The organism is Longimicrobium sp. (assembly GCF_036554565.1).
GTDB lineage: Bacteria > Gemmatimonadota > Gemmatimonadetes > Longimicrobiales > Longimicrobiaceae > Longimicrobium.
The window spans coordinates 1-14,450 of the sequence record NZ_DATBNB010000497.1 but is presented as its reverse complement, the minus strand read 5'-3'; the positions used below and the strand labels follow the sequence as shown (position 1 = coordinate 14,450).

Below are 14,450 nucleotides of genomic sequence, written 5' to 3'. Positions count from 1 at the left end.
CGCCTTCGTCCCGCTCGAATGGAGCATACGGCAGAGTACCTGCGGAAGTTTCAGTCCCCTGGTCCACGGGGAAAGATGGTCTCACGCAGAGACGCAGAGCCGCAGAGAGACAAGGAAGAGAGTGATCTGCACTATTTTGGTGAAGATCGATCCGCGCGCCTCACCAGTATCGTGCATCGACGCAGGGCCTCTCGTTTTTCGCGAACCCCCAAGTTGCTACGTACCAACGGTTTGCGTTTCCCGGCGGCGGTGGTCCCGATGCTTGCGTTACGGGCCGCCAAGAGAACCGATACCCCGACCGGAGATACACCGATGCGACGCTCCCTCCTTCTCCTCGCCGTAGCCGCACTGGCCGCCTGCGACGGCGCCGACACCCCGCTGGCGCCGGACGTCCAGCCCTCCACCCTGCTGGCGGCGGCGACAGACGGCTCCATCCCGGGCCACTACGTCGTGCAGCTGGGGTGGGGCGCCAACGCGTCCGCGGTCGCCGCGGAGTACGGCATCAAGCCGCGCTACGTGTACGAGCACCTGCTGAACGGCTTCGCGGGCGCCATCCCGGACGTGACCGCGCAGGCGCTGTCGGTGGACCCGCGCGTGGTGAAGATCAGCGTGCAGCGGCAGTACCAGGTGGTATCGACCACGCAGGCCGGCGCCACGTGGGGGCTGGACCGCATCGACCAGCGCGCGCGGCCGGTGGACGGCAACTATACCTACGACTTCAACGGCGCGGGCGTCAGCGCGTACATCATCGACACCGGCATCCGCTTCGACCACGTGGAGTTCGAGGGGCGCGCCGTGCCGGGCTTCGACGCGTACGCCGCGGACCCCACGGACCCGCTGCTGATCGGCGACATGAACAACGACTGCCAGGGCCACGGCACGCACGTGGCCGGCACCGTCGGCGGCAAGACGTACGGCGTGGCGAAGCAGGCAAAGCTGGTGGCGGTGCGCGTGCTGAACTGCGCCGGCTACGGCTCCGACGCCGACGTGATCGCCGGGATGGACTGGGTGGCGGCGAACGCCACGCTTCCCGCGGTGGTCAACATGTCGCTTGGCGACGTGATCCCCACCAAGACCATGGGCACCAGCGCCCCGATCGACGACGCGGTGCGCGGCATGATCTCGTCGGGCATCACCGTCGTCGTGGCCGCCGGCAACGGCTGGGGGAACGGCACCGTGGGCGCGGACGCCTGCATGTTCCCCATCGCCAACGTGCCGGAGGCGATCACCGTGGCCGCCAGCAGCGCGACGGACGCGCGCACCTCGTGGACCAACTACGGTGCCTGCGTCGACATCTTTGCGCCGGGCGCCAGCATCACCTCGGCGTACAACACCAGCTCCACGGCTACGGACGTGCTGAGCGGCACGTCGATGGCCAGCCCGCACGTGGCCGGCGCCGCCGCCCTGGTGCTGCAGCAGGCCCCCGGCGCCACCCCGCAGCAGGTGCGCGACCTCCTGGTGGCCAACGCCACGCAGAACATCGTCACCCCCGTGACGCTGAACAGCGGGCACACCATGAACAGCCACCTGCTGTTCAGCCGCGTGACGGTGCCGGTGACGACGACTACCGACCCGGTGAAGACAAAGCCCTGCACGCCCAGGCGCCAGCGCAACGGCGAGTGCTGAGCCGGGTAGTCTAGATCTAGAAAGAAACCAAAGAGGGGGAGTCACGCGGAGGCGCGGAGGTCGCGGAGGAAACGGAGGAGCCCTCCGCTGTTCTCAGCGTCCTCCGCGCCTACGCGTGAGACTTTTTTTACGCCTCGCCTTCCAGATACGTGTACCCGGCGAGGCCCGCGATGTAGTCCGCAATGAAGGCGTTCGCCTCGGCCCGGGTGAGGCCCTTTGCGTTGGCGATCTTGCGGCGGAAGGTGCCGATCAGGTCCTGCGTGTTGAACTGCACGTAGTTCAGCACCTCGGTGATGGTGTCGCCGTGCACCAGGTCGCCGATCTCGTACCCGGAATCCGTCAGCTTGATGTGCACGGCGTTGGTGTCGCCGAACAGGTTGTGAAGGTCGCCCAGGATCTCCTGGTACGCGCCGGTCAGAAAGATCCCCAGCACGTACGGCTCGCCGTGGTCGAACGCGTGAAGCTCCAGGCTGGGCTTGCTCTTCCGCCATCCCACGAACTGGTCGATCTTGCCGTCGGAGTCGCACGTCACGTCCTGCAGCGTTCCCCGGCGCGTGGGCTCCTCGTTCAGCCGGTGCACGGGCATGATGGGGAACAGCTGGTCGATGGCCAACGAGTCCGGCAGCGACTGGAAGAGCGAGAAGTTGCAGAAGTAGCGGTCGATGAGCATCCCGTGAAGCTCGGGAAGGATGTCCTCGTACTCTTCCGGGTCCCTGGCCGCCAGCTGCGCCACGCGGTTCATGATGGCCAGCCAGTACCGCTCGCCGATGGCCCGCTCGCGCAGGGTGAGCGTGCCCGAGTTGAAGTGGTTCTGCAGCTGCTCCTTGATGAACGAGGCGTCGTGGTACACCTCTCTCATGCTGCGGCCGTCCAGCTCGCGCAGCACTCCCGCCAGCTCCTGCACCAGCAGGTGGTCCTCTTCCGAGACCTCGTCCAGCGCCTCGGGGCTCTGCGTTTCCAGGTCGATGACGTTGATCAGCAGCAGCGCGTGGTGTGCCGTGAGCGCGCGGCCGCTTTCCGAGATCACGTGGGGCATGGGCACCTCGTTCTCGCGGCACGCCTCCGCCAGCGCGTAGACGATGTCGTTGGCGTACTCCTGCATGGAGTAGTTCACGCTGGCCGAGGTGGCGGAACGTGAGCCGTCGTAGTCCACGCCCAGCCCGCCGCCCACGTCTACGTACTCCACGTTCACCCCGATCTGGCGCAGCTCCACGTAGTACCGCGCCACCTCCGTCATCCCCAGCTTGATGTTGCGGATGTCCTGGATCTGCGAACCCAGGTGGAAGTGGATGAGCTTGAGCGCGTCCAGCTTGCCCGCTTCGCGCAGCTTGTCGAGCACGCGCATCAGCTGCGAGGCGTTCAGCCCGAACTTGCTGCGCTCGCCGGCAGACTCGCTCCAGCGCCCCGATCCCGTCGCGGAGAGCTTGATGCGCACGCCGGCCATGGGCACCACCCCCATGTCGGCGGCCACGCGCAGGAGCACGTCGACCTCGCCCGGCTTTTCGATGACGATCACCACGCGGTGGCCCAGCTTCTGGCCCATCAGCGCCAGCCGCATGAACTCTTCGTCCTTGTAGCCGTTGCAGACGATCAGGTGGTCCGTGCGTTCCGTGAGCGCCAGCACCGCCTGCAGCTCCGGCTTGCTCCCCACCTCCAGCCCCACCCCGTGGCGCTCGCCGAACGCCACGATCTCCTCGACCACGTGGCGCTGCTGGTTGACCTTGATGGGGTAGACCGTGGTGTAGCCGCCCTGATAGTCGAAGTCGCGGATGGCCGTGGCGAAGCGCTCGCCCAGGTTCTCGATGCGCGTGCGCAGGATGTCGCTGAAGCGCAGCAGCAGCGGCAGCCCCACACCCTGGGCTTCCAGGTCGGTGGCCAGCTCGTACAGGTCCAGGCCGCGGGCCGGGTCCTTGGTGGGGTGCACGGAAACGTGCCCCTTGTCGTTGATGTCGAAGTAGCCGATTCCCCAGCCTTCCACGTTGTACAGCTCGCGGGAATCTTCGATGCTCCACTTCTTGTCGATCTCTGCCTCCGGGCTCGGGCGCCTGGCCATGGACGGTTCAGGTGAAAGCGGGGGCACAATTTGGACCCGCTGGCCCCCGCGCGAAAGTGGTGCCGCTCTCCGCGGCGCCCGCGGCCGCCGCCACCCTGTCGCGCCCGCGGGGCGGCGGATACTTTCCGGCGAGCATGCGTCCCGAAAAACGCCCGGACCCCAGATCCCTTCGATGTACCGCGCACCCGACTTTTCGCAGCCCCGCTTCGCCGGCGCTCCCGACGCCACCTTCGCGCCGGCCCCGGCCGACGGGGTGCTTCCGGAAGGCTTCTTTTCGACCACCAACCTGCCCACGTACGTCCGCCTGGACGGCGAGTGGAAGCTACCCCGCGACCCGCGCATGGACAGCGCGCTGGTGCTGGACGACGACGGCGTTCCGCGCGTGCTGGAGGCGCGCTACGTTCGCGCCGGGCAGCAGGTAGCCATGGGGCTGGCGGAGGATGGCAGCGGGGGCATCTTCGTGCACGCCAGCGGGCTTATGGGTGCCGAGGGCGACGTGGGCCCCGAGGGCGAGTTCAAGTTCATGTCGTCGGAGGTCAGCCGCGAAAAGCCCACCGACTACGGCGAGATGGCGCGCATCCTGGTGGACGAGCGCGAGCGCGGCGGGCACTTCATCTGGGTGGTCGGCCCGGCGGTGCTCCACTCGCGCGGCCGCGACACGCTGGCGTGGTTCATCCGCGAGGGATACGTGGGGGCGCTGTTCGGCGGCAACGCGGTGGCGGTGCACGACATCGAGAGCGCCACCATGGGCACCACGCTGGGGATGAACAACCGCGGCATTCCCATGGAGGGGGGCCACGCCTTCCACATGCGCGCCATCAACCGGGTGCGCGCCGCCGGCTCCATCGCCGCCGCGGTGGAGCAGGGGATCATCCGCGAGGGGGTGATGCACGCCGCGGTGACCTCCAACGTGCCGTACGTGCTGGCCGGCTCCATCCGCGACGACGGCCCGCTCCCGGACACCATCACCGACGCCATCCGCTGCCAGGAGGTGATGAAGGAGCACACGCGCCGCTGCACGGGCGTCATCATGATCGCCACGGCGCTGCACTCCATCGCCACCGGCAACATGCTGCCGTCGTACGTGTGGCGGGAGGAGACGGGAGAGGTGCGGCCGCTCACCACCATCTGCGTGGACTCGTCGGAGTTCGTGGTCAGCAAGCTCAAGGACCGCGGCACGCACCAGGCGTTCGGCGTGATCACCAACGCGCAGGACTTCCTGCACGTCCTTCGCTTTTACGTGGAGCAGGAAGCCGCCGCGCGCGCCCAGGCTCCCGCGGGCGTCGCCTGAGCGCGGCGGCGGGCGGCGCCTCGCCCGGCGCCGTCAATCCGCACCTGGCGGCGGCGCTCACGACCGTCGCGCAGGCGATTCCCCCCGAGCGGATCGACGGTGCGTGGATCTTTCCCGCCCGGCAGCTGGGGCCGCGCGAGAGCGGGCTGGCGGTGCTCTCCGTCTTCGTAGACGGGGACGAGGCGCGGCGGACGCGGACCATCCATACCGTCCGGTACGTGCTGGAGCCGCCCGCGCCCCGTGCCCGGCCGGTGCGGGCCGACGAGGTGGCGGAGCAGGGGACGGTGCCGGTGGACCGCGTGGGGCGCATCATCGAAGGCGTGCTGCGGCGCCTGGACGAGCCCGAGACGCCGGACCTGCGCGAGATCGGCGGGGACCAGGCCAGATGGAACGAGCTGCTGGCCTCGTTGTCGGGCGGCGTGCTTGACCAGCGCTATCGAGAATGATTATCGTTTAAGGCAGCATCGCCCGCGCGACGCCCGCTCTCTCAGGACCGTTCATGGCCACGATCGAAAAGAACGCGACGACCCCGCATCTTCACCTGTTCCGCCGGTACCTGCGCCAGCAGGGGCTGCCGGTAACGCAGCAGCGCGAGGTGGTGGCCGACGTTCTGTTCAGCAGCACCGAGCACCTGTCGGTGGAAGAGATCGAGGCCGAGCTCAAGAAGCGGGGCGAGCGCATCGGCAAGGCGACGATCTACCGGACGATGGAAATCCTGGTGCGCGCCGGGCTGGTGGAGGACCACGACTTCGGCGATGGGTTCAAGCGGTACGAGCACCTGTTCGGCCGCCAGCCCGTGCACGAGCACCTGGTGTGCACGCACTGCCGCAAGGTGGTGGAGTTCCGGCGCCGCGAGATCCACCGCATCCAGGACGAGGTGGCGCGCGAGCACGGCTTCATGGCCGTCCGCCACCGGCTGGAGATCTACGGCCTGTGCGCCGACTGCCGCGCCGCGGGCGTGCAGCTGAGCAACGACGGCGTGGCCTGCCCGGCGCTGAGACTTTGAACTGCAGTGCGAGAGTGCGAAGTGCGAGAGTGCGAAAGTGAACCGCCCCGTGAGATGATCTCGCGGGGCGGTTTTCGTTGCTATCCTCGCTTGTTCCCGGCGTAGACGAACATGGTGATGCTGTAGAAATACCGGTTCGTCGCCGCCAACTCGACCACTGATCGGTAGAACGACTCGTACCGCTCCGGGGCGAGCATCCCCCGCTTGACCAGACCGCGGAAGTTCTCGATGGAGGCGTGCCCGTACGTCCCCGGCCCGAAGCGGGTGTTCGTGAGCACGAAAGGGTGCACCGCGCCCTCGAACCCTCCCGATTCCTGGAACGTTCGCCAGAGGCGCCGGCCCATCCAGGCGTCCGCGTCCGCCATCCACGCCTGCTGCCAATCCGCAAACGTATGCACGATCTGGCGGACGAGGGCTTTGTCGTCGCCATCGAAGAGCTGCGAGTCCCAATCCCAGTGCGCGAAGACGACCCTGCCTCCGGGCTTGAGGACGCGGTGCACCTCGCGAAGCAGCTGCTGCCTGTCGGGGATGCACTCCAGCAGGTTCACGGAAAGAACGCAATCGAATTCGTCATCACCAAAGGGCAGGCCTGTGGTGACGTCGTGCGCCAGGAACGAGTACCGGGAATCGTCCGCGGCCCCCCGCCTGGCGTCCGCGATGGTCGCCTCGGACGCATCGATCCCCACCAGGCGCGCGTCTCCCCCGGTAAGCTGGGCGATCTGCCGCAGGTCTTCGCCCCGCCCGCAGCCAATGTCGAGAATGGACGAGGCGCCCGCCGGCTGCAGCAGGACGTGGATGAAGTCGCGAACCGGAACCGTGTCGGGAGTCATGTCAGGAAGATGGGGCGGGTGCCCTCGCGAAGGGAAGCGCGCGTCGTGCTTGACGCGGCTCGGCGTGTGCCTTCTTTTCGGCGTCCTGATCCGACGACAACCACCGAGCCCGATCGATAGATGAGCGACCAGATTCCCGCCGCGCTCCAGGAGCTTCCCTGGGAGCTGCCCCGCAACTTCCTGGGGCTGGAAGGCGACGCGGCCACGTGGCAGAACGCCGGCGTGGTCATCCTGCCCATTCCGTACGAGAGCACCGTCAGCTACCAGGGCGGCACCAAGCTGGGGCCCGACGCCATCATCCAGGCGTCGCGCTTCATCGAGCTGTACGACCAGGAGCTGGATGGCGAGCCCGGGCCCGACGTGGGCGTGTGCACGCTGCCCGCCCTCCACCTGACGAGCGCCGGGCCCGAGTCGGCCGTCCGCGAGCTGCGCGAGTGCTACGACGCCATCCTCGCCGAGGCGGGGGACCGTCTCGTCATCGGCTTGGGCGGCGAGCACAGCATCACCAGCGCGCCGGTACTGGCGCATGCGGACCGTTTGGGCGAGGGGCGCCGCCTGACCATCCTGCAGTTCGACGCGCACGGCGACCTGCGGCTGGAGTACGAGGGGTCGGCGTTCTCGCACGCGGCGGTGATGGCGCAGTGCATCGACCGCGCGGACCTGGTGCAGGTGGGCATCCGCGCCATCACCAGCGAGGAGCGCGCGCTGATCCGCGAGCGCGAGGGCAGCATCACCACCATCTTCGCCGACGAGATGTGGGCCGACGACGCGTGGCAGGAGCGCGCGTTCGATGCCCTGGGCGACGACGTGTTCATCACCTTCGACGTGGACTACTTCGACCCGTCGCTGATGCCCGCCACCGGCACTCCCGAGCCCGGCGGCCCGCGGTGGTACCCCACGCTGAAGCTGCTGCGCCGCGTGTTCGAGGAAAAGAACGTCATCGGCGTGGACGTGGTTGAGCTGGCGCCCATGGGCGGCAACTCGGCGCCGGACTTCGTGGTCGCGAAGCTCGTGTACAAGATGATCGCGTACCACAGCTTGTCGAAGCGCCGCGGCTGAAGAACAAGGGGTCACGCGGAGGCGCGGAGGTCGCGGAGAACTGCAGAGGTTTGTCTCTGTTCCCTCCGCGTCCTCCGCGCCTCCGCGTGAGATGCAGTTTTCTTCCTGGAAGGAGCAACGATGCCGCGTGAAGTGACGGATGGCGACGGGACCACGTGGAGCCTGGTGGAGGCGTACGCCGGGCTCTCGGAGGATGGCAGGAGCGAGGCGGCGCGCGTGGAGGGCACCGATCGCTTCCGCGTGATCGCCACGCCCACGGGAGGCGCGCAGAGCGTGGAGCTGGAGCTGCCCGCCGGCTGGGCCGACGACCTGTCCGATGACGTGCTGGTGAAGGAGATCGGCGCCGCGGCGGAGTGACAGGTCGAGCATCAACAGGACTGCCACGCCGACAAGATGTCCGCCACTCTGGCGTAAGCTGAAAGGTACGCCGGATGCACTGGGCTGGGCCTGTCGCCGCCTGCTTGACAGCGGGCGGCCACGGGTTATGTTACCCGGGCTGTTAGCACTCCCCGAGTGCGAGTGCTGACAGAAAGCAACCAACCACATCTACGTTCCACGGAGGGTCACTGATGCCTACCGCGACCGATCTCAAGGTCAAGCCGCTCGCGGACCGCGTCGTCGTCAAGGCGCTCGAAGAGAGCGAGCAGATGCGCGGCGGTCTGTACATTCCGGACACGGCCAAGGAAAAGCCCCAGCAGGGCGAAGTCATGGCCGTTGGGCCGGGACGCGTGGAAGACGGCAAGCGCGTTGAGATGGAGCTGAAGGTGGGTGACAAGGTGCTCTACGGGAAGTACAGCGGCACCGAGGTCACCGTCGAGAACGAGCAGTACCTGATCCTGCGCGAGTCCGACGTCCTCGCGGTGGTCGGCTGAACCGTCCCGGCGACCGCCGCACGTTCTGACTGACTGAAATTTTTCCACCCAGATAAAAGAGGATACGAACGATGGCTGCCAAGGAGCTGACGTTCAACACCGATGCGCGCGCCTCGCTGAAGCGCGGCATCGACAAGCTGGCCGAGGCGGTGAAGGTCACGCTCGGCCCCAAGGGCCGCAACGTGGTCATCGACCGCAAGTTCGGCTCGCCGCTGATCACCAAGGACGGTGTGTCGGTGGCCAAGGAGATCGAGCTGGACGACGCCATCGAGAACATGGGCGCCCAGATGGTCAAGGAGGTCGCCACCAAGACCAGTGACCTCGCCGGCGACGGCACCACCACCGCCACCGTGCTGGCCCAGGCCATCTTCCGCGAAGGCCTGAAGAACGTCACCGCGGGCGCCAACCCCATGTCGCTCAAGCGCGGCATCGACAAGGCCGTCGAGGCGGTGATCGCCGAGCTCAAGAGCATCTCGGTGGAGACGGCCGGCAAGAAGGAAATCGCCCAGGTGGGCACCATCTCGGCCAACAGCGACGAGGAGATCGGCAACCTCATCGCCGACGCCATGGAAAAGGTGGGCAAGGACGGCGTGATCACCGTCGAAGAGGCCAAGGGCCTGGAGACCACGCTGGAGACCGTCGAGGGCATGCAGTTCGACCGCGGCTACGTGTCGCCGTACTTCGTGACCGACCCGGACCGCATGGAGGCCGTTCTCGAGGACGCGCTGATCCTGATCCACGACAAGAAGGTCAGCACCATGAAGGACCTTCTGCCCATCCTGGAAAAGGTGGCGCAGATGGGCCGTCCGCTGATGATCATCGCCGAGGACGTGGAGGCCGAGGCCCTGGCCACCCTGGTGGTGAACAAGCTACGCGGCACCCTGCGCGTGGCGGCCGTCAAGGCGCCGGGCTTCGGTGACCGCCGCAAGGCCATGCTGCAGGACATCGCCATCCTCACGGGCGGCCAGCTGATCACCGAGGAAGTGGGCTTCAAGCTCGAGAACGCGGTGGTGAGCGACCTGGGCCGCGCCAAGCGCGTGGTGATCGACAAGGACAACACCACCATCATCGACGGCGCGGGCGACGCGCAGGCCATCCAGGGCCGCATCGCCGAGATCCGCAACGCGATGGACAAGACCACCTCGGACTACGACCGCGAGAAGCTGCAGGAGCGGCTGGCCAAGCTGGCCGGCGGCGTCGCGGTGATCCACGTGGGCGCGGCCACCGAGACGGCCATGAAGGAGAAGAAGGCCCGCGTGGAGGACGCCCTTCACGCCACCCGCGCGGCGGTGGAAGAGGGCATCGTTCCCGGCGGCGGCGTGGCCCTGCTGCGCGCCCAGAAGGCCCTCAAGGCCATCACGCTCGACGACGCCGACGAGAACATCGGCGTGCGCATCATCGAGCGCGCCCTGGAGGAGCCCATCCGCCAGATCGCCACGAACGCGGGCGTCGAGGGAAGCATCGTCGTGGCGCAGGTGCGCAACAACGAGAGCGCGTCGTACGGCTACAACGCCCGTACCGACGAGTACGAGGACCTGGTGCAGGCCGGCGTGATCGACCCCACCAAGGTGACGCGCACCGCGCTGCAGAACGCCGCGTCCATCGCGGGCCTCCTGCTGACCACCGAGGCCGTGGTCACCGAGAAGCCCGAGCCCAAGGGCAGCGCCCCCGCCATGCCCGGCGGCGGCGGCGGCATGGGCGACATGTACTGATGTCGTTGCCGGTGAGGGGTTTACAAACTCTCACCGGGAGTTTCACCGGATAACTCCGGATTCCGTACCCACCGCCCGCAGGGATGCCCTGCGGGCGGTGGTGCGTTCAGGCTCCTTTCGCGGCCTGCACTTCCTCCCACTACTGTGGGTTCTCAGCGAGATGACGGAATGGGCGACGAGCGTGGTGGGCCAATTTATGCAGTGAGCGCTGCTCTACGAAGCGCGCTGTCCGCCCGAGATCCGGGTGATAGAAACTTCTTGCGCTAACCAACAGCTTCCGACAGGGCTGGAGGTTCCGGCCTTACACCAGCGACGAAATTTAAGAGGAATATCGCCGATGAGGATCTCGCGGATAATAATCCAGAACTTTCGTAACTTCCGACACCTAGACGTAACGCTGGGCGAACACGCGGTTCTCGTCGGGGAGAACAAGGTAGGAAAGTCTAACCTACTTGCGGCGTTGCGTCTCGTCTTGGATCCGTCGCTCCCCGACACGGGCCGGATGCTCGGATTCGACGATTTTTGGGATGGGGTGCCGCGCCCCCCGCGTGCAGACGAGCGGATCGTAGTCTCGGTCGAACTCGCGGACTTTCGTGACCAGCCCGCTTGCCTCGCTCAACTTGGCGATTGCCTGATCCAGCCGGATCCGATGGTCGCCGCCCTGACATACGAATTCGGACCACGACGCGATCTCCCACATGTACCAACCAAAGAAGCCGACTACGAATTCCATCTGTATGGAGGACTCGATCCAGACAACCGTCTAGATTCAGAGACCCGACGCCGACTTCCCCTGGTGCTCCTCCCAGCCCTTCGCGACGTCGAGCACAGCCTAGCGTCGTGGCGCCGGTCACCGCTCCGCCCCCTCCTAGACGAGGTCGCCGCTGAACTTGATCGCGATGCACTGGAAGACCTGGCGGGTCGCTACGAGGAACTTGCGCGGGTTCTCGCTGAGGCACCGGAGATCGCCGAACTCGGGCAGCAGATCAGCGGGAGACTGCTCTCCATGGTAGGTGATGTACACGCCTTCCCGGTGCATCTCGGCTTCGCTCCTACCGACCCGGACCGCCTTATCCGCGCGGTCCGCCTGCTGATTGACGAGCAGGACAGGGCTATCGCAGAGGCGAGCCTCGGCTCCGCGAACCTCCTCTTCTTGGTGTTGAAGCAGCTCGAACTCGACCGTTCAGTTAGGGAGGGCCTTCACGACCACACTTTCCTTGCGATCGAAGAGCCCGAAGCCCACCTGCACCCGCACGTGCAGCGGCTCGTTTATCGGAGCCTTCTGCAGCCGCGGGCCCACATGCAGCGAGGCGGCGATGATGGCGCTGGGTTAGGGCAGGCCGATTTGCCGGAGGACGACACGAGCAACGCCATGACGATCATCCTCACGACGCATTCTCCGCATGTTGTAAGTGTCGCACCGGTCCATTCGCTGGTTCTCCTTCGGAGGGGCGACAATGGCGGCTCAGAGGCGGCGTCCACGGCAGGGCTCGCGCTTACCGGGAGAGAGGAGGAGGATCTGGAACGATACCTTGACGTTACTCGGGGAGAAATCGTTTTCGCCCGCGGAGTTATTCTCGTGGAGGGTGAGGCGGAGGCGTACCTGCTGCCCGTTCTCGCAGAAGCGATGGGGCACGACTTGGATCGGTTGGGCGTGACCGTCAGCTCCGTGGCGGGGACGCACTTCACACCCTACGTAAAGCTCCTCGGCCGTAGTGGCCTATCCATTCCGTTTACGGTTATAACCGATGCCGATCCACGACCGCGTGGACTACCTTTGGGTTATTCGAGAGTGGGGAAGCTGCTCAAGACGATCGCGCGGGTGGACGCCGCGCGGGTCCCCATGGTGCCCGAACCCGACGATCCCAACCTTCCAGCTGTAGCAGCCGAAGCCGGGCTCTTCCTGAACGACCATACGCTAGAGGTGGATTTGTTTCGCGGCGGTCATCAGAGCGAGATGATGGCTACCCTCGCTGAACTCACTCGTAGTAAAGCGTGCCGCACCCGCGCCGAAGGATGGACGAAGGACCCGGGCGCGTTGGACTCGGATCGTCTGCTGAAAGACATTGAGACGGTGGGGAAAGGGCGCTTTGCGCAAAGGGTCGCTGCTCGGCTGAACCAGGCAGTGCCCCCTCCCGCGTACATCGCACGCGCGATCGAATACATCGTGGAGCAATTGGGGTGAGCACGCGATTTCGCCCCGGTTCGGCCTACTTTGCGGCCGAGGAAGAGCTGCGCCATAATCCCGAGCAGTGGCAGGTTCTCGAGTCGGACGGCAACTGTGCTGTACTCGCCGGTCCGGGCAGCGGTAAGACGAAGTGCCTGACGCTCAAAATTGCGCGGCTCCTAGCGCGCGAGGTCGCTCCCCCGCAAAAGGTTGCATGCATCACCTACAGCACCGAATGTGTTCGTGAGTTGCGGCGGCGGCTAAACACGTTAGGGGTCGGAACGCGGGACCTGTATGTAGGAACGGTCCACGGCTTTTGCTTTCAGCACATTATCCGTCCCTTCGCACAACTCGCGAGCGTGCCGCTCGCGTATCCGATTCGCGTCGCATCGGAAGTCGAGCAGGAGACGCACTTCGCCCGGGTAGCTAAGCGGCTGCGCGGCGGTGGCGCGGCGCAGGCGTTTGATACAGACGTGCAGCGCTACCGACGCACCATGCTGGATCGGAACGCGGACGCTTGGCGGGCACATGATCCCGAACTGGCGGAGCTCGCAGAGGCGTATGAACAATCGCTCCGGGGAGAAGGCCTTGTCGACTTCGAAGACATGGTTCTCATCGCGCAGCAACTCGTACGCGAGCACGAGTGGGTGCGAGCGGCGCTCGCGGCACGTTTCCCAATAGTCGCAGTTGATGAGTACCAGGATCTAGGCCCAGCACTCCACCGCATCGTCCTGGACTTGGGGGAACAGGCTGCAGTTCGGGTCATCGCGGTGGGGGACCCTGACCAGTCGATCTACGGCTTCATCGGCTCGGAGCCTGCACTCTTAGAAGAACTGGCCGAACGGAACGACTTCACATCGGTCAGATTACGGCTCAATTATCGGGCAACCCAGTCACTCGTGGATGCATCGGAAGCTGCGCTGGGTGCTGATCGTGGCTATACAGCGCGTTCAAACGCAGCTGGCATCGTGCAAGAGCACTATTGCGCCGAGGGGCTGGCGGATCAAGCGCGCCACATCTGCGGCGAGATCATACCCGCCGCGCTCGCCCGCGATCCGAACCGCCAACTTGGTGACATCGCCGTACTCTACACCGACAAGAACGTTGGCAGCGTGATCGCGGACGCTGCTACGGAAGCGGGGCTCAGCTATCAACGGATTGATCGTGGCGCCCCATATCCGAAGACTCCCTTCACTCGCTGGGTGGAAGCGTGTGCCGCGTGGTGCGCGGGTGGGTGGCGCGTCGCGGAGCCTCGTCTTGCTGAGCTTATCGGCCAGTGGCAGGGTTTCGGGCCGGACTGGCTGTCGGACGCGCAGCGACAACGGCGAACCGTGGAGCTTGTTGGGTTCCTGTCTAGCCACACCGATAGGGATCCGCTCCTCCTCGACTGGTTGCATGCGTTTTACACCGCGTGCCTCCGGGACGGGTTAGACGCAGGCGGGCTACGTGCCGGCGAGGTAGATGCACTGAAGCGGCTCGCAAAGGCGGCGATGGCGGGAAACCCATTGGAAGGGATTTCGCTGTCACGTTTCGCGGGTAATCGTGGGTCCCCAGACCACTTGAACCTCGTCACGTTGTTTAGCGCGAAGGGACTGGAGTTCGACGTCGTCGTGATCATGGGCCTGGACGAAGGCGTTTTTCCGAACTGGAAAGAGACGACGCCCCGCGCGATCGGGGAGGCGCGCCGTAAGTTTTATGTCGCCTTCACGCGCGCGAAACGCGAGGTCCATTTAACCTACTCTGGTTTCAACGAGAACCGGTATGGCAAGCGCTTTCAGAACGGGGAGTCCCGCTTCCTCCTTGAACTACGCGAGCAGCTTAAGGCGCCGCCCTG

Annotated in this window: 12 protein-coding genes; 10 read left to right on the top strand and 2 right to left on the bottom strand. The window is 66.1% G+C overall.

The window, feature by feature from the left end; genetic code table 11:
• Window positions 1-312 precede the first annotated feature (312 nt).
• Entirely contained in the window at window positions 313-1,626 is a 1,314-nt protein-coding gene (locus VIB55_RS13690) for a S8 family peptidase (protein WP_331877213.1), read from the top strand.
• 127 nt (window positions 1,627-1,753) lie between these two features.
• Here VIB55_RS13690 and speA read toward each other — a convergent pair whose 3' ends face one another.
• Window positions 1,754-3,679: a biosynthetic arginine decarboxylase gene (speA, locus tag VIB55_RS13685; protein WP_331877212.1), complete on the bottom strand. Its 1,926-nt coding sequence runs from the start codon at window positions 3,677-3,679 to the stop codon at window positions 1,754-1,756.
• 172 nt (window positions 3,680-3,851) lie between these two features.
• Here speA and VIB55_RS13680 point away from each other — a divergent pair, with 172 nt between their 5' ends.
• From VIB55_RS13680 to VIB55_RS13670, 3 genes are all read left to right on the top strand, one after another.
• Window positions 3,852-4,970: a hypothetical protein gene (locus VIB55_RS13680; RefSeq protein ID WP_331877211.1), complete on the top strand. Its 1,119-nt coding sequence runs from the start codon at window positions 3,852-3,854 to the stop codon at window positions 4,968-4,970.
• Window positions 4,971-5,122: 152 nt separating this feature from the next.
• Complete coding sequence (locus tag VIB55_RS13675; RefSeq protein ID WP_331877210.1) at window positions 5,123-5,416, top strand: hypothetical protein; 294 nt, start codon at window positions 5,123-5,125, stop codon at window positions 5,414-5,416.
• A gap of 53 nt (window positions 5,417-5,469) precedes the next feature.
• Window positions 5,470-5,976 (top strand): Fur family transcriptional regulator, encoded by a 507-nt coding sequence (locus VIB55_RS13670; protein ID WP_331877209.1) that lies wholly within the window; start codon window positions 5,470-5,472, stop codon window positions 5,974-5,976.
• 80 nt (window positions 5,977-6,056) lie between these two features.
• On the opposite strand, the gene VIB55_RS13665 is transcribed toward VIB55_RS13670, so the two are convergent.
• Window positions 6,057-6,806 carry a methyltransferase domain-containing protein gene (locus VIB55_RS13665; RefSeq protein ID WP_331877208.1) on the bottom strand — a complete coding sequence of 250 codons (750 nt, stop codon included), beginning with the start codon at window positions 6,804-6,806 and terminating at the stop codon, window positions 6,057-6,059.
• Window positions 6,807-6,926: 120 nt separating this feature from the next.
• On the opposite strand from VIB55_RS13665, the gene speB reads away from it, so the two are divergent.
• The 6 genes from speB to VIB55_RS13635 form a co-directional block, all read left to right on the top strand.
• Window positions 6,927-7,865, top strand: a complete 939-nt coding sequence (gene speB / locus VIB55_RS13660) for an agmatinase (RefSeq protein WP_331877207.1) — start codon at window positions 6,927-6,929, stop codon at window positions 7,863-7,865.
• A gap of 120 nt (window positions 7,866-7,985) precedes the next feature.
• Window positions 7,986-8,222 carry a hypothetical protein gene (locus tag VIB55_RS13655; protein WP_331877206.1) on the top strand — a complete coding sequence of 79 codons (237 nt, stop codon included), beginning with the start codon at window positions 7,986-7,988 and terminating at the stop codon, window positions 8,220-8,222.
• A 212-nt stretch (window positions 8,223-8,434) separates the two neighbouring features.
• Window positions 8,435-8,737 carry a co-chaperone GroES gene (gene groES, locus VIB55_RS13650; protein ID WP_331025456.1) on the top strand — a complete coding sequence of 101 codons (303 nt, stop codon included), beginning with the start codon at window positions 8,435-8,437 and terminating at the stop codon, window positions 8,735-8,737.
• A gap of 71 nt (window positions 8,738-8,808) precedes the next feature.
• Window positions 8,809-10,449, top strand: coding sequence for a chaperonin GroEL (gene groL / locus VIB55_RS13645; protein WP_331877205.1), 1,641 nt, complete (start codon window positions 8,809-8,811; stop codon window positions 10,447-10,449).
• A 337-nt stretch (window positions 10,450-10,786) separates the two neighbouring features.
• Window positions 10,787-12,634 carry an ATP-dependent nuclease gene (locus VIB55_RS13640; RefSeq protein ID WP_331877204.1) on the top strand — a complete coding sequence of 616 codons (1,848 nt, stop codon included), beginning with the start codon at window positions 10,787-10,789 and terminating at the stop codon, window positions 12,632-12,634.
• Window positions 12,631-14,450, top strand: a 1,820-nt coding sequence (locus VIB55_RS13635) for an ATP-dependent helicase (protein ID WP_331877203.1), incomplete at its 3' end; no start/stop codon positions are given. The genes VIB55_RS13640 and VIB55_RS13635, both read left to right, overlap by 4 nt.

What these genes read in the sequence shown, in the direction of transcription:
- VIB55_RS13690 (WP_331877213.1), top strand. Translation starts at nt 313, where the DNA reads ATGCGACGCTCCCTCCTTCTCCTCGCCGTAGCCGCACTGGCCGCCTGC.
- speA (WP_331877212.1), bottom strand. Translation starts at nt 3,679, where the DNA reads ATGGCCAGGCGCCCGAGCCCGGAGGCAGAGATCGACAAGAAGTGGAGC.
- VIB55_RS13680 (WP_331877211.1), top strand. Translation starts at nt 3,852, where the DNA reads ATGTACCGCGCACCCGACTTTTCGCAGCCCCGCTTCGCCGGCGCTCCC.
- VIB55_RS13670 (WP_331877209.1), top strand. Translation starts at nt 5,470, where the DNA reads ATGGCCACGATCGAAAAGAACGCGACGACCCCGCATCTTCACCTGTTC.
- VIB55_RS13665 (WP_331877208.1), bottom strand. Translation starts at nt 6,806, where the DNA reads ATGACTCCCGACACGGTTCCGGTTCGCGACTTCATCCACGTCCTGCTG.
- speB (WP_331877207.1), top strand. Translation starts at nt 6,927, where the DNA reads ATGAGCGACCAGATTCCCGCCGCGCTCCAGGAGCTTCCCTGGGAGCTG.
- VIB55_RS13655 (WP_331877206.1), top strand. Translation starts at nt 7,986, where the DNA reads ATGCCGCGTGAAGTGACGGATGGCGACGGGACCACGTGGAGCCTGGTG.
- groES (WP_331025456.1), top strand. Translation starts at nt 8,435, where the DNA reads ATGCCTACCGCGACCGATCTCAAGGTCAAGCCGCTCGCGGACCGCGTC.
- groL (WP_331877205.1), top strand. Translation starts at nt 8,809, where the DNA reads ATGGCTGCCAAGGAGCTGACGTTCAACACCGATGCGCGCGCCTCGCTG.
- VIB55_RS13640 (WP_331877204.1), top strand. Translation starts at nt 10,787, where the DNA reads ATGAGGATCTCGCGGATAATAATCCAGAACTTTCGTAACTTCCGACAC.